We start from the raw sequence: 14,608 nt of genomic DNA, 5'->3' as shown, positions 1-14,608 counted from the left end.
GAGCCTTACTCCTCGCCCTCCTCCTCGCTCGCGCGGACCGTCAACACGGGGATCTCGGCGGCGCGGACGACCTTCTCGGTGACGCTCCCGAGGAGGTACCGTTCCAGTCCGGTCCGGCCGTGCGTGCCCATCACGACGAGGTCGATATCGTGGTCGTCAGCGTAGTCGAGGATCGCCCGGTGGGGACTCCCGGTCGCGACCGACCTCGTGGCGTCGACGCCGGCGTCGCGGGCCCGGGTCGCGGCCGCTTCGGTCGCCTCCTCGCCCATCCGCTCGAACGACTCGGCGAGGTCGACGGCGCCGGTATCCGGCCCGACCGCGGCGACGTCGACCACGTACAGCGAGTGGACCGTCGCGTCGAACGCATCGGCCAGGTCGATCGCTTCGTCGAGCGCGGCGCTCGCACCGGCGCTCCCGTCCGTCGGAACGAGGATGTCCTCGTACATACGCGAGTGTTCGCCGTACAGACATATACTGCTGGCGGCGACTCTCGCCCCGTGGGAATGCCGTCCCGTCCGATCCGACCGGCGGAGTGCCCTCGCTCACTTCTCCACGTCGAGGAGCGCGACGCGCTCGCGGACCACGTCGGCGAGCGTCCCGTCGACCGCCTCCAGTTCGGCGTCGCCGACCTCGAAGAACGCCCGGACTCGCTCGGCGTCGAACGCTCCGAGCGTCTCACCCGGGTCGACCGATCCGGGGCCGTCCATCTCGCGAACGGCCGCCGCGGCTCGCTGTTCGGCCCCCTCTGCGTCTGCCTCTGCGGTTGCGTCTGCGTCTGTGCCGCCGTCCCTGTCGCCGTCGCCGTCCCTGCCGCTATCCTCCACCGCATCCACCAGCACGACGACCGGACACTCGCCCGGGCTGACGCCCAGTTCCAGTGCCCGGTCGATCTGGCGCGTTCCGGCCGCGTACAGCAGTATCTCGACGCCCCGGTCGCGGGCGACGTGCTCGCCGCGTCCGATCGCGCGGTCGGCGAGTTCGACCGCTCGTTCCAGGTGGGCGCGGTCGACGACGGCGCGGGCGTCGAACGCCTGGACGGTGACGCCGTGCTCGTCGCCGATAGCTCCGAGGCGTGCGACGAACTCGTCCAGGTCGTCGACGGTCGCGGTCCCCTCGACGAGCTCCATCAGGCTCCACCTCGGCCCATCAGAAGTCACCCAGGCTCGACTGGTCTTCCTCGTCGTCCGGCTCGGTCACGGCGTCGGGACTCCCCGTCTCGTCGGGGCGAGCCGCCGCGTCGGGCTCGACGTCGTCCATCGACGGGTCGCGGTGGCCGGCGTTCTCAAGCACCGTCTCCGCGGTGCGCTCGCGGCCGCGCAGGGCTCCGAGGACGACCGACTTGTCGGCGTCGCGGAGGGCTGCGCGGTCCTCGATGCCCGCCTGGTAGAGCCGGCGGGCGCGTTTGCGGCCGACGCCGCGGACGCCCGCGAGGTCGGTCAGCTCCTCGCGGACGCCGTGTTCGGCGCGGACTCGCGCCTCCCGGACGGCGGGCGCGAGACCGAGGCCGAGTTCGCCGGCCAGCGACTCGGCGGCGCCCAGCAGCCACTGGGCAGTTTCGACCTTGCCGCGCACGTCGCCGGGGCCGACGTCGTAGCGGTCGGTGATCTCGTCCTCGTCGACCTCGCTGGCCCAGTCCTCCAGGAGACGCGCGGTCTTCAGCGCCGAGAGCCAGTCCTCGAAGGCCGGGTCGAACTCGCTGGGCATCGAGCCGAGGAACTCCTCCTCGCGCTCGAAGGCGAGCATCTGGTACTCCTCCTCGTCGCCCGAGCGCAGGTAGAGCTCGTACATGTCCGGCGTGCGCGCGACGAGGTGGTAGAGCCCCATCGCCGTGGGGTCGGGCCGTTCGGCTTCCTCGTCGTCGGCATCGTCGGCCAGGTCGCTGGCAGCGGTGAACCCCGGCGGCTCCTCGTCGGGATCCGGCCCCTCGGCCGTCGACGCGTCGGTCGTGGTGCCCGCCCGTCCAGTCCCGCGTTTCCAGGCGCGCAGGCCGTCGATGATCTCCGCGGCGCTCATCGGGTCGAGGTAGAGCCGCGAGACGGTGTGTCCCAGCGAGGTGGCCGTGAGTCCGCCGTCGTCCTCGCGTTCCAGGAACTCGTTGACCTCGAGATACTCGATCATGTCGTCCATGACCCGTTCGAGCTGGACCCGGTCGGCGTTCTGACTCGCGTGGAGCGTCTGTTCGAGGAACTCCAGCAGGCCCTCGCGGGAGTTGGCGAACCCTGAGGCGACGGTGGCGAGGATGTGCGTCCGCAGCGCCGGCTCGGCCGCGAGCTTCGACTCGATGTCCTCGGGCTCGGCCCAGACGTAGCGCTCGAACAGTTCGTCGAGTTCGTCGTGACTGTTCGCGAGCAGAAGCGCTTCGCCGTAGGGGTCGCGACCGGGCCGACCGGCACGACCCATCATCTGGTGGACTTCGAGTACCGAGAGGGGCTGCATCCCGCCGGCGGTGCCGTCGTAGCGCCGCCAGTCGCGGACGACGACCCGCCGCGACGGCGTGTTCACGCCCGCGGCGAGCGTGGGGGTCGCGGAGACGACCTTGATCAGCCGGTCGCGGAAGGCGTCCTCGACGAGCGAGCGGTGGTCGTTCGCACAGCCGGCGTGGTGGAAGGCGGCGCCGCCCTCGACGGCGTCGGCGAGGTCGTCGCTCGTCTCCGTGTCGCTCACGTCGCGGATCTCGTCGGCCACCTCGGCGAGTTGCTCCCGCTCCTCGGGCGTGAGGTGGGGTTCGACGGTCGAGGCGAGTCGTCCGGCGGCGGCCTCGGCGTTGCGCCGGGAGTTCACGAACACCAGCGTCGACCCCTCGTCTTCGAGCGTGTCGCGGACGATCGCGGCGGTCGGCTTCTCGGAGTTCCTGACCGGGAGTTCGCTCTGAGACCCGTCTTCGAGGTGGAGCGCCTGGCCGTAGTGGACGCCCTTCTTCAGTTCGATGGGGCGCCAGTCGGAGTCGACCAGCGCGGCGTCGAGCCAGTCGGCGAGCGCCTCGGCGTTGCCGATGGTCGCCGAGAGCGCGACGGTCTGCAGGTCCGGGTTCAACTGCCGGAGTTTCGCGAGGGTGACTTCCAGCGTCGGGCCGCGGTTCGGGTCGTCGACGAGGTGGACCTCGTCGGAGACGACGCAGGTCAGCTCGTCCAGCCACGGCGCGTCGTTCCTGACCAGCGAGTCGACCTTCTCGCTCGTGGCGACGACGATGTCCTTCGTCGCGAGCCACCCGCCCTCGGACTCGTAGTTCCCGGTCGAGACGCCGACTTCGAGGCCGTACTGTTCGAACTGTTCGAACTCCTCGCGCTTCTCGCTCGCGAGCGCGCGAAGGGGGACGATGTACAGCGCCTTGCCCCGCCGGCCGCTCGCGGCTTCGCCGCTCTCGTCGTCCGGGGCGCTTCGCGTCCCGCGCTCCACGGAGGCGAGCATGGCGAGCGTGGCGACGAGCGTCTTGCCGCTGGCCGTGGGGACGCTGGCGACGAGGTTCTCCCCTTCGGTGACGCCGGCCTCGACGGCCTCGGCCTGTGGCGGGTACAGCGACTCGATGCCGTCGGCTCGCAGGTGGTCGGGCAACCAGTCGGGCACGCCCGGAATGTCCGCGACGTCCATTACTGGTCCGGTAACGCCCTCTGGGATTTAAACTACCGGGACCATCTTTTTCCCGGAGGGGTCGCGCACGGCGCGACCCCTCCGGCAAAAACATGGGTGAAAAAGGCCGAGCGCTCACTGCGTTCGCGCTCGGTGTCCGCGGGAGTGAGCGCTGCGAACGACCGCGGGCACGTCAGAGCTTGCTCTGACGGTGAACCGCGCCTCACTCCGTTCGCGCGAATGCTCAGCACAGCCGGCAAAGTGAGCCGTGAGCGAGCGCGCCGAGGGCTTTCAGCGCTTGCTGACGACTGCGGTCACTCCAGCTCGATTTCTATCCACGGCTCACTCCGCAGGAATAACCACTCAACTCGCACACCTACTGAACGCGAATCGCCGTCCCGTCACCACTATGCCAGACGCCGGCCAACTCCCGGTATGCGAATCGAGTACGACCGAGACACCTGTATCGGGATGTTCCAGTGCGTCGCCGAGTGGGACGCCTTCGAGCGCGACACCGACGCCGGGAAGGCGGTGCTCGCCGACAGCGAGGAAGCGGAGGAGGACATCTTCGTCCGCGAGGTGCCCGAGGACGCCGAGATGGACGCCAAGTTCGCCGCGCGGGCCTGCCCCGTTGACGCCATCGAAGTCTACGACGACGACGGCGAACAGATCGTCTGACCCGTCACCGCTCCGCCCATTCTTCTCCGCAGTATCTCTCGCCGATATCGTCGAGTGGTAACAAATACCAAGAATCAACAAAGACGGAAACTGTCTCCGATATCTGGTCGATAGCCCATCCAGCGGATAGTCTTCTCACCGATATACTGTATTGAAGGCAAAATCTTTTCAATACGGCGGTCCATAGAATCAGGTAACCCAACTGACCACCATGCCCGAGATGGAAACCGCGCAGTTCGAGACTGACCTCAGTCTCTTCAAGTACGACAACCTGGAACAGCTGCCGCCGGCCTACCGCGAGCTAGAGGAGGCCGAACGCACCGAACGCATCGAGGCGGCGCTGGACGAACTCGGCGACGACGTGGTCATTCTCGGCCACAACTACCAGCGACGCGAGATCGTCGAGCACGCCGACTTCGTGGGCGACTCCTACCAGCTCTCGAAGGAAGCGGCCAACGCCGACGCCGACTACGTGATCTTCGGCGGCGTGACGTTCATGGCCGAGTCCGCCGACATCATCACCGACGACTCCCAGCGCGTCATCCTCCCGAGCATGGAGGCGTCCTGTCCGATGGCCGGAATGGCCGAGGCGCTGCAGGTCGACGCCGCGTGGGCCGAAATTACGGGGGCTGCGCCCGACGAGGAGATCATCCCCATCACGTACATGAACTCCTACGCCGATCTGAAGGCGTTCTGCGCCGAGCAGGGCGGACTCGTGTGTACGTCCTCCAACGCCCACAAGGCGTTCGAGTACGCCTTCGAGAAGGGCGACAAGGTCCTCTTCCTCCCCGACAAGCACCTCGGCGAGAACACCGCGTACCGACTCGGCATGGAGGACCAGATCGCCGAATGGGATCCGTGGGACCCCGAGGGCAAGGACGCCGAGGAGGTCGTCCAGAACGACATCGTCCTCTGGGACGGCTACTGTCAGGTCCACGAGCGCTTCAGCGAGTCCCACATCGAGGACCTGCGCGAGCGCCGCCCGGACGCGAACGTCGTCGTCCACCCCGAGTGTCGCCGCGAGGTCGTCGAGGCCGCCGACGTGGTCGGGTCGACCGCGACTATCTGCGAGGTCGTCGAGGAGGCCGACCCCGGCGACGCGTGGGCTATCGGGACGGAGATCCACCTCGCGAAGCACCTCGACCGCTGGCATCCCGAGGTGGAGGTGCTGCCCCTCTGTGGCGACGCCTGCATGGACTGCAACGCCATGCGCCAGATCGACCCCAACTACCTGACGTGGGTGCTCGAAGAACTCGTCGAGGGCCGCGAGCGCAACGTCATCGAGGTCGCACCGGAGGAGAAGGAACTCGCGCAGGTCGCGCTCGACCGGATGCTGGAGATCTGACCATGAGTGCGAGTGAGTCCGAGGCCGACGAGACGACCGCCGATCTGGACGACTACGACGAGTACGACGAGACGGACGTGCTGGTCGTCGGCTCCGGTATCGCCGGTCTGGCCGCCGCACTCGGTGCCGCCCGGGAGGGCGCGGACGTGACCGTCGCGACGAAGGCCACCCGTCCCGAGGGTTCGTCCTCGTGGTGGGCCCAGGGCGGCATCGCCGTCTCTCGCGACGACCCCGCGCAGTTCAAGGAAGACATCCTCGCCGCCAGCGCCGACACCGCCGACCCGGAGGCCGTGGACGTGCTCGTCGACGAGGCCAACGATGCGGTCAGGGACGTGCTTGTCGACACCCTCGGTGTCGACTTCGACACGACCGAGGACGGGAGCGACGGCAGTACGGACGGCGAGGGCGACGACTTCGACTTCACGCGCGAAGCGGCCCACGACGAGCCCCGCATCCTCCACGTCGACGCCTCCACTGGCAAGCACATCCACGTCCCGTTCCTCAACTACCTCGACGACCACGACGGCGTCGAGATACTGGACGACACCGCCGCGCTCGAACTCGTCAGCCACGAGGGCCGCGTCAACGGTGCCCTGCTCGAACACGATGGCGAGGTCACCCCCGCCTTCGCGGGCGCGACGATACTCGCGACCGGGGGTATCGGCGACCTCTACCCGCGCTCGACCAACCCCGACGGCTCGACCGGCGACGGCATCGCGATGGCCGCGATGGCCGGCGCGGACGTGGCGGACATGGAGTACGTCCAGTTCCATCCGACGGTGTATCCCGGGAGCGAGGCGCGGAGCGCCTCGAAGCGAAGCGGCGAAGCCGCGGAGCAGGGCGACGAACAGGGGGACGGCCCCTTCCTCGTCAGCGAGGCCGTCCGGGGCGAGGGCGCCCACCTCGTCAACGCCGAGGGCGAGCGCTTCATGCCCGACTACCACGCCGACGCCGAACTCGCGCCACGCGACGTGGTGTCGCGAGCCGTCCAGAAGGAGCGAGACGCGACGGGCGAAGTCCTGCTGGACGTGTCCCCGCTGGACTTCGCCGCGGAGTTCCCGGACCTCGCCGAGAAGTGCGAGGAGCGGGGCGTCGACTGGGAGGCGGGCATCCCGGTCGGCCCCGCCGAGCACTTCCTCTGTGGCGGCGTCGACGTGGACACCCGCGGGCGGGCCTCGCTCGACCGCCTCTACGCCGTCGGCGAGTGCTCCCGCACGGGCGTCCACGGCGCCAACCGCCTGGCATCGACCTCCCTGCTGGAGGGACTCGTCTGGGGCCTCCGCGCCGGCGAGGACGCCGCGGACTACGACCCCGAAGTCGTCGAGGCGCCGGAACTGCTGGACCGGGACCCGGCGCTCCCCGACAACTTCGCCGCCGAGAAGTTCGTCCGCCTGCGCCGCGTGATGGACGAGTACGTCGGCATCCGCCGCCATCCCGACGACCTCGGGCGCGCGCAGGCGGTGCTCCGGCGACTGAAGGGCGAAGTCGACGCCTACGTCCGCACGCGGACCTCGCGGTCGCTGTACGAACTCCGTCACGCCTCGGTGACGGCCCTGCTGGTCGCCCGGGCCGCCGCCGAGAACGAGGAGTCCGTCGGCACGCACAATCTCGTCGAAGAGCCCGCGACGACGCGGGCGGACTGAGGGATCGATTCGAGATGATCCCCGACTCCAAGATAGAACAGTGGCTCCGCGAGGACGTGGGCCACCACGACGTGACCAACCAGGTCCCCGGCGAGACGACCGGCCGTCTCGTCGCGAAGGAGTCCGGCGTCGTCGCCGGTCTCGAGGCCGCCAGCGCCGTCTTCGAGTACCTCGGCGTGTCCGTCACCGACAGCGCCGACGCCGGCGACCGGATCGAATCCGGTGATCGCGTCCTCGAAGTCGCGGGCCCCGCTCGGGAGGTCCTGCGCGGCGAGCGCGTCGCCGTCAACGTCACCGGCCACGCGTCGGGAATCGCCACGAAGACGCGAGCGGCAGTAGACGCGGCACGGACCGAGAGCGACGACGTACGGGTCGCGGGCACCCGCAAGACCACGCCCGGCCTCCGCGGCATCGAGAAGCGGGCGGTCGTCGCCGGCGGCGGCGACACCCACCGCCTCGACCTCTCGCACATGGTGATGGTCAAGGACAACCACGTCGCCGAGATGGGCCTCGAGAGCGCGGTCGAGCACTTCCGTGAGCGGGCCTCGTTCTCGACGAAGATCGAGGTCGAGGTCGAGACGGTCGCGGAAGCGCCCCGGGCCGCAGAAGCGGGAGCGGACATCGTCCTGCTCGACAACATGGACCCCGAGACGACCGCGGAGGCGGTCGGACTGCTCCACGAGGCCGCCGACGAGGTCGGTCGCGAGGTGCTGGCAGAGGCGTCGGGCGGGATCACCGTCGAAGACGTCCCCGACTACGCCGCGACCGGCGTCGACGTGATCTCGATGGGGAGTCTCACCCACTCCGCGCCGACGCTCGATCTCTCCTTCCGTACCGGGTGACGGGCAGCCGTTCCGGACGGGAACACAGCGGGCGCCGTCCCCTATCGTTTTATTGACAGCGGTGTGAACGAACAGGCATGGCAGAATCGACGCTGGACGAGGGCGTGGTCTCCCCCGGGTTCGTCGGCGGCGCCGCCGCCCTGGTCACGTTCGGAATGCTCGCGTACGTGACGGTCCTCCTCTTCGACCGACTGGCGGTCGCGCTGGTCATCGGCGCGCTCTCGGGGGTGGGCATGTTCTACACGATCCCCTACACGATCCGTCGGGCCGACGAGAACTACGTCCGCGACGACCACCAGAACCTCGCGCGGAGCTTCCACCCCGGCGCGGCGGGCTACGCGCTCTCCGGGGCCGGCGTCGTGGTCCTCGCGCTCCTGTTCGTCTTCGAGAACCCCCTCCTCCCGATCGCCGTCGCGCTCGCGCTGGCGATGACGGAGTACGTGGTCCTGTCTCGGGCGCTCCCGCGCGCGGGCGAATCGTCCGTCGAGGACCACGAGGACGCGTGGTCGAGCGACGACTGGGACGAGTAAGGGGTCTCACTCGTCGAGTCGGCGGGCGAGCATCACTTCGTCGACGAGTTCGCCGTCGATCTCGTAGTGGTCCTCGCGGACCGCTTCGATCCGCCAGCCGTTGCGTTCGAGGAAGTCGATGGCGGCGCCGTTGGTCGCCGGGATGCTGTCGTACACTTTCCGGCAGCCCCGTGAGGCGGCCCACGCGACGCTCCGCTGGAGGAGGTGACTGCCGATGCCGTGGCGGCGATACCCCTCGAGGACGCCGACGGTCCCCTCGGCGGTGCCGCGGAGCTTGGCCTGCTCCTGGGCCTCGACGTGGGCCCAGCCGACGACTTCCTCGGCGACGGTGGCGACGAAGACGACGCGACACTCCGTGGGCGTGCGCCTGAACAGCGTCTCCTCGTAGTCGAACTCCTCGGCGACGGTCTCGGCGGTGATGTACGTCCGCTCCTCGGTGACCGCGCGGATGACGCCGACGACGCCGGAGAAGTCCGCCGGCCGCGCCGGGCGGACGGTGTAGGAGACGCCCGCCTCCGAGAACTCCTCGGCCTCGCCGGACTGGAGGCGCGGGCGCAAGCGCCCCTCCCGGTCCTCCGTCAGGAGGTCGTCGCGTTCGAGGATCGAGACGTGGTGCTGGAAGGACTCCGGGTCCACCCCGACCGTCTCCGCGACGACCGACGGCTCGACCGGTCCGTGGCGCTCGACGAACCGATAGAGGCGCTTGCGGTCGCCGGAGAGGTCGACTTCGTCAGGGACCGACATCACGCGCGTCTAGCCGTGCCAGCAGTAAGTAGGTGGTGGGCGCCACCGTTCGGTCCGTCTCTCGCTCCGCTCGGCGACCGCCACTCACGGGTCGTTTGCGGCGCTTCGCGTCGCGCACTCCCCGTTCGCCTATCGAGGTCCTCGCTCCGCTCGGACCTCGCTTTCCACGACGGTCGACAGCGGTTCCGCCTCGGCCCAGGCGCGGTCGAACACCTCGGTCAATCGACCGGCCATCGACCCGTCGCGGACGTGGATCACGCCCAGTCGCTCGCCGCTGTCGAGCGGATGGGGCACGTGGAAACACACCTCGTCGCCGTCGACCACGTCGAAGGTGGCTTCGAGGTCGGTCGTGACCCGGAGCGAGACGTTCGACGGCGAGTCGACCGTCTCCGCGACCACCTCTGGCGGCGCGGCGTCGAGCATCGCCGCGTGGCCGAGCAGTTGCACCTCAACGTCCGGTTCGAGCGCGTCGTAGAAGGGGTCGACCTCCGGCTCGTAGCGCTCCCACGGCGCGGCAGCGTACGGGTAGCTCATCGCCGAGCGGACGGTGCCGTCGGCGGCGGCGAACAGGTCCCGCTCCAGCGAGACGGCGGTGTCGCTCCCGAGCGGCGCGGCCCAGAACCGACTCTCGGCGGGCATCGTCGCCGCCAGTTCCGGGCCGATCCCCGCGGCGATCTCCTCGTAGCGCTCCGCGCGGGTGTCGAGTTCGCGACGGCGCTCGGCCAGCAACCGCTCGGCCGCCGTCTCCGGGTCGACCGCGGCATAGGTCGTCGGGTCCGTCGACTGGCTTCGGACGATGTCGCGGGCGTCGAGGCCGTTGAGCACGTCGTAGATCCGCCCCATCGGCACGCCGCTCGCCTCCGAGGCCGCGTCGGCCGTCGCCGACCCGAGCGACAGCAGCGCCCGGTACACCTTCTCCTCGTAGCTCGACAGCCCCAGTTCCCCGAGGTCCGACATACCTCGCGGTGGGCGGCGGTCGGACTAAAGTATTCGGGAACGAACAGGAAGTGGGAGCGGGTTCGACAAGCGGTTTTCCGGCGGATCGCGTCGGCCCGTCCATGCGCCCCTATCTGACGCTCGCGCTCGCTATCGCCGCGGAAGTGACCGGAACCGCCGCGCTGAAGGCCAGCGACGGGTTCGCACACCTCCTCCCCAGCGCCGTCGTCGTCGTCGGGTACGTCGGTTCGTTCTACCTGCTCGGGCTGACGCTCGAAGACCTGCCCGTCGGGCTGGTGTACGCGACGTGGGCCGGCGCCGGGATCGTCGGGACGGCGCTGCTCGGCGTCGTCGTCTTCGAAGAACGGATCGATGTTGCCGCGGTCGTCGGCATGGCGCTCGTCGTCGCGGGCGTCCTCGTGTTGAACGTCCTCTCGGAGGCCTACGCCCCCGCGCACTGAGCGGACTGTGGTGTGACGCGTCGAGGACTTACTTCATGTCCTGCAGGCGGTCGACGAGCAGGTCGGCGTCCTCGCCGCCCTCGACGGAGACCTCGCCGTCGTGGTTGTGCTCGTGGACGTTGAGCGTGTCCTCGTCGTCGTAGTCGGCGTCGCTGTTCTGGTTCTCCTGCTCGGATTCGTCGTAGCTCCCGAAGCCCATTGTAGATTCAGCTAGCGGGATCGAGGTAAAAAACGGTGCGGTCGCGAGGCGCTCCGGGACCTGTCACCGCTTCGCACGCGCGAGACGCCGCCTCTGGCCGACCGGCGAACGAGTTTTCCGGGCCAGCGCCGAACCGTCGACCGATGACCGACGTTCGCACGTGCGAGGAGCACGGCGTCTTCGAGGGCGAGGCCTGCCCGGGCTGCGAGCGTGAGGGACGTGCCGTCCTCGACGGCGAGCGTCGGCGGCGCCTCTCGAAGTTCCTCTCGGGCGCGCTCAGGCACTTCCCCGACGACGCGGGCCTCCGGCTCGACGACGCGGGATGGACGCCGTTCGACGCCCTCGTCGCCGCCGCCGAACGCCAGTACGACTGGGCGAGCCGCGAGCGCGTGGCCGCCGTCGTCGCGACCGACCCGAACGGGCGCTTCGAGCGGACCGGCGGCGCTGTCGGGAGCGGGGCGCACGAGGGAGCGACCACCGCGGAGTCCGACCGCGTCCGCGCGGCCTACGGCCACTCCGTCGACGTCGACCTGGCGTCGGGGGACGGCCCGGTTCCGGGGACGCTGTATCACGGCACCGCGCCGCGCAACCGCGAGGCGATCCTGGGGGAGGGCCTGAAACCGATGTCGCGCCAGCTCGTCCACCTCTCCGGGACCCTCGAAGCGGCTCGCCGCGTCGGCGGCCGCCACGCCGCCGACCCGGTCGTCTTCGAAGTCGACGCCGCGGCGATGCGCGCCGACGGACACGAGATAACGCGGCGCGGCCGCGCGACGTACACCGCCGAGCGGGTGCCCCCGGAGTACCTGTCCGTGCTGGAGGGAGGCTGACGACCGGGAACGAACCCCGCGGACTCTTGCCGGACGGCGCGAAAGGGAGGGGTATGAACCCGACCGTCCTCGTCGCCGGCGAGACGCTCGTCGACTTCCTGCCGGGGAGCGCCAGTGCGCTGGCGGCGACCGAGGAGTTCGCCCGGCGGCCCGGCGGCGCTCCGGCCAACGTCGCCGTCCGTCTCGCACAGCTCGACCGGAAACCCTGGTTCTGGACGCGCGTCGGCGCGGACCCGTTCGGCGACTTTCTCGCCGACACGCTCGCCGACCGGGGCGTCCCCGACCGCTTCGTCGAGCGCGACCCCGACGCGAAGACCACGCTGGCGTTCGTCAGCGGCGACCCCGACACCGGCCCGCGATTCACCTTCTACCGCGACGGCACCGCCGACACCCGGTTCCGGTCCGGGCGGGTGCCCGACGAGACGCTCGCCGACGCGGAGTGGGTCGTCGTCGGGAGCGTCCTCCTCGCGAGTTCGCCCTCGCGGGAGGCGATTCACGATCTGGTCGAACGGGCGAGCGAACGCGACTGCACCGTCGTCTTCGACCTGAACGCCCGGCCGGAGCTGTGGGCCGACGCGGACTTCGAGACCGAAGTCGAGCGGCTCCTCCCCCGCGTCGACGTGGTCAAGGCGTCGCCGGAGGACCTCGGTCCAGCGGGCGTGGCGGGCGACGCCACCGACGTCACCGCGGTCGCGTCACAGCTCCACGAGCGCGGTCCGCACACCGTCTTCCTGACGCTCGGCGAGGGCGGCGCGGCGGCCGCCGCGGCCGAAGCCGCGCCGTGGGGTCCGGCCGAGGCGTCACACGAGGGGTACAGCGTCGAGGCGGTCGACACGACGGGCGCGGGCGACGCCTTCACCGCGGGAGTCGTCGACGCGCTCGCCGGGGGCGAGCGGGACCTCGACGCGGTGCTCGCACGCGCCAACGCCGTCGCCGCCGCCTCGACGACTCGTGCCGGCGGGATGGCCGAACTACCCGACCCGGATTCGGTGGCGTAGCCGGACTCGGTCGCGTCGTCGGACCCGTCCGGGCGCGGGGTCGCATCACTGTCCTCTAGCGACAGGTTCATGCGCCGGGGTCGTGGAGGGATCGACAGATGACGCAATCAGGACCGACACGTGACGTTTCGATCCGCGGGGTCATCCCGCCGACGATCACCGCCTTCGAGAACGACGAGGACCTCGCGCTCGATGCGACGGCGGCGCACGCGCGGTTCGTCGTCGATCGGGGCGTCCACGGGGTGTTCCCGCTGGGCACGAACGGGGAGTTCCCGATGCTCAAGCCCGACGAGCGCGCGGCGGTCATCGAGGCGGTCGTCGACGAGGTGGGCGAGGAGGTGCCGGTGATCGCCGGCGTCAGCGCCCCGAGCACGCGCAACACGGTCTCCTACGCCCTCGACGCGGAGGCCAACGGCGCCGACGCCGTCGTCGTCGGCATCCCCTACTACTACCCGATCGACAGCGAGGCGATCGTCGAGCACTACGAGGAGGTCACCGACGCCGTGGAGATCCCGGTGTACATTTACCACTTCCCGGCGCGGATGGGCAACAAACTCGACCTGGAGACCCTCGACCGACTGGCGACCATCGACGGCATCGTCGGCGTCAAGGACTCCAGCGGCGACGTGGCGTGGCTCGGGCAGGCCATCGACCAGCACCCCGAGTTGACCTACCTCGCGGGGCTGGACTCGCTGCTGTTCGCGGAACTGGAGATCGGCTGTACGGGTCTGGTCAGCGCCGTTTCGACCGTCTTCCCGGACCTCACCGTCGAACTCTACGAGTCCTACGTCGGCGGCGAGGAGGGTCGCGCTCGCGAACTCCAGAGCACGGTGTTCGACGTGTGGAAGGCCATCGACCGCGGTCCGTACCTCGGGGGCGTGAAGTCCGCGCTGGACCTCCACCCCGACGTCGAGTTCGACCCCGGACCGATGCGCCGGCCGCTCCAGCGGATGGACCGCGACGAGGAGGTCCAGCTAGAGCGGACGCTCCGCACGCTCGACCTGATCTGAGTCGCGAAACGGAACGGAACGGAGCGGAACGGAGCGGAGCGGCGACAGTCAGTCGTCGCACCCGGCGGCGATCTCCGGCGGGGCGGAGGGAGCGACGTGGGCGTTGGCGGCGACTTCGCGGACGCGGTCTTCGAGGCCGGGTTCGGTGATCTCCGGCCCGTCGAACTTGTCGTAGGCGCCCCGGATGCCGACCTGGGTCGGGACGGTCCAGCCGTGGACCGACCGGACGACCACGCGGAGGTGGTCGAACGTGCTCGCGTAACTGCCGCCGCCGGCGGTGGCGAGCAGGCCGACCGTCGTGTCCGCGAACTCGTCCTTGCCGCAGTAGTCCAGCGCGTCTTTCAGCGTCGCCGAGTAGGAGCCGTGGTACACCGGCGAACCGAGGACGACGGCGTCCGCCTCGCGGACCCGGCGCTTGAACTCGCGGACGGCGTCCCCCTCCTCGGCGTCGGGGTCGAACGGCGGCAGGTCGACCGTTCGCAGGTCCAGCAGTTCCGTGCGAGCGCCGGCCTCGCTCGCGGCGTCGAGGGCGATACGGAGGGCTCTGCGGGTGTAACTCCCCTCGCGACGGCTCCCGCAGACTGCGACGACGTCGGGGCGGGTCATGTATCAGGATCGGAGCACCGCGCGAATAAAGGTTCGCTGAACCGCGTTTTGGTAGGATTCGAGAGGGGTTCGACCGCGCGCCGGCCGCGGTCCGAGTGTCTCGTGAACGGGCCGCAAACGGAAGTATCGACCGGGAGCGAGGGGTTCAAACGCTCGTAGGAGCGACCGGGGAACGTGACCTCTTCGAGCGGCATCGTCGGCCGTCCGGCCCCGGACGGGCAG

General features: G+C 70.0%; 16 protein-coding genes. 9 read left to right on the top strand and 7 right to left on the bottom strand.

All coding sequences use genetic code 11. The features are described from left to right. Positions 1–5 precede the first annotated feature (5 nt). From D1409_RS10845 to D1409_RS10835, 3 genes are all read right to left on the bottom strand, one after another. On the bottom strand, positions 6–446 hold the full coding sequence (locus tag D1409_RS10845) for a universal stress protein (RefSeq protein WP_123536930.1): 441 nt from the start codon (positions 444–446) through the stop codon (positions 6–8). Between the two features lie 96 nt (positions 447–542). Beyond that, positions 543–1,127, bottom strand: coding sequence for a KEOPS complex subunit Cgi121 (gene cgi121, locus D1409_RS10840; protein WP_123536928.1), 585 nt, complete (start codon positions 1,125–1,127; stop codon positions 543–545). 19 nt (positions 1,128–1,146) lie between these two features. Further along, positions 1,147–3,588: an ATP-dependent DNA helicase gene (locus D1409_RS10835; protein WP_123536926.1), complete on the bottom strand. Its 2,442-nt coding sequence runs from the start codon at positions 3,586–3,588 to the stop codon at positions 1,147–1,149. Between the two features lie 414 nt (positions 3,589–4,002). On the opposite strand from D1409_RS10835, the gene D1409_RS10830 reads away from it, so the two are divergent. The 5 genes from D1409_RS10830 (at position 4,003) to D1409_RS10810 (ending at position 8,605) form a co-directional block, all read left to right on the top strand. After that, on the top strand, positions 4,003–4,245 hold the full coding sequence (locus tag D1409_RS10830) for a ferredoxin (RefSeq protein WP_123536923.1): 243 nt from the start codon (positions 4,003–4,005) through the stop codon (positions 4,243–4,245). A gap of 211 nt (positions 4,246–4,456) precedes the next feature. After that, positions 4,457–5,590 carry a quinolinate synthase NadA gene (gene nadA / locus D1409_RS10825; RefSeq protein ID WP_123536921.1) on the top strand — a complete coding sequence of 378 codons (1,134 nt, stop codon included), beginning with the start codon at positions 4,457–4,459 and terminating at the stop codon, positions 5,588–5,590. A gap of 2 nt (positions 5,591–5,592) precedes the next feature. Then, a complete protein-coding gene (locus D1409_RS10820; protein ID WP_123536919.1) occupies positions 5,593–7,233 on the top strand; it encodes an L-aspartate oxidase in 1,641 nt (546 codons plus the stop codon). A gap of 14 nt (positions 7,234–7,247) precedes the next feature. After that, positions 7,248–8,075: a carboxylating nicotinate-nucleotide diphosphorylase gene (gene nadC / locus D1409_RS10815; RefSeq protein ID WP_123536917.1), complete on the top strand. Its 828-nt coding sequence runs from the start codon at positions 7,248–7,250 to the stop codon at positions 8,073–8,075. Between the two features lie 77 nt (positions 8,076–8,152). Beyond that, entirely contained in the window at positions 8,153–8,605 is a 453-nt protein-coding gene (locus D1409_RS10810) for a hypothetical protein (RefSeq protein WP_123536914.1), read from the top strand. A 6-nt stretch (positions 8,606–8,611) separates the two neighbouring features. On the opposite strand, the gene D1409_RS10805 is transcribed toward D1409_RS10810, so the two are convergent. After that, a complete protein-coding gene (locus tag D1409_RS10805) occupies positions 8,612–9,349 on the bottom strand; it encodes a GNAT family N-acetyltransferase (RefSeq protein WP_123536912.1) in 738 nt (245 codons plus the stop codon). A 129-nt stretch (positions 9,350–9,478) separates the two neighbouring features. Further along, the gene (locus tag D1409_RS10800) at positions 9,479–10,306 is read right to left on the bottom strand and encodes a TrmB family transcriptional regulator (protein ID WP_123536910.1); all 828 of its coding nucleotides are present in this window, start codon (positions 10,304–10,306) and stop codon (positions 9,479–9,481) included. Between the two features lie 101 nt (positions 10,307–10,407). On the opposite strand from D1409_RS10800, the gene D1409_RS10795 reads away from it, so the two are divergent. Continuing rightward, the gene (locus D1409_RS10795) at positions 10,408–10,746 is read left to right on the top strand and encodes a DMT family transporter (protein WP_123536908.1); all 339 of its coding nucleotides are present in this window, start codon (positions 10,408–10,410) and stop codon (positions 10,744–10,746) included. A gap of 28 nt (positions 10,747–10,774) precedes the next feature. Here D1409_RS10795 and D1409_RS10790 read toward each other — a convergent pair whose 3' ends face one another. Further along, complete coding sequence (locus D1409_RS10790) at positions 10,775–10,945, bottom strand: DUF5786 family protein (RefSeq protein WP_123536906.1); 171 nt, start codon at positions 10,943–10,945, stop codon at positions 10,775–10,777. A 143-nt stretch (positions 10,946–11,088) separates the two neighbouring features. Here D1409_RS10790 and D1409_RS10785 point away from each other — a divergent pair, with 143 nt between their 5' ends. From D1409_RS10785 to D1409_RS10775, 3 genes are all read left to right on the top strand, one after another. Then, positions 11,089–11,772, top strand: a complete 684-nt coding sequence (locus D1409_RS10785; RefSeq protein WP_123536904.1) for an RNA 2'-phosphotransferase — start codon at positions 11,089–11,091, stop codon at positions 11,770–11,772. Positions 11,773–11,825: 53 nt separating this feature from the next. Then, positions 11,826–12,770 (top strand): carbohydrate kinase family protein, encoded by a 945-nt coding sequence (locus tag D1409_RS10780; protein WP_123536902.1) that lies wholly within the window; start codon positions 11,826–11,828, stop codon positions 12,768–12,770. Positions 12,771–12,868: 98 nt separating this feature from the next. Then, positions 12,869–13,780: a dihydrodipicolinate synthase family protein gene (locus tag D1409_RS10775; RefSeq protein WP_123536900.1), complete on the top strand. Its 912-nt coding sequence runs from the start codon at positions 12,869–12,871 to the stop codon at positions 13,778–13,780. 48 nt (positions 13,781–13,828) lie between these two features. On the opposite strand, the gene D1409_RS10770 is transcribed toward D1409_RS10775, so the two are convergent. Further along, positions 13,829–14,386, bottom strand: a complete 558-nt coding sequence (locus D1409_RS10770) for an NADPH-dependent FMN reductase (protein WP_123536898.1) — start codon at positions 14,384–14,386, stop codon at positions 13,829–13,831. Positions 14,387–14,608 lie beyond the last annotated feature (222 nt).

The sequence above is a fragment of the Halosimplex salinum genome (assembly GCF_003730195.1).
Taxonomy (GTDB): Archaea; Halobacteriota; Halobacteria; order Halobacteriales; family Haloarculaceae; genus Halosimplex; species Halosimplex salinum.
The sequence above is the reverse complement of the archived record's forward strand: the minus strand, read 5'-3'. Positions and strand labels throughout refer to the sequence as shown.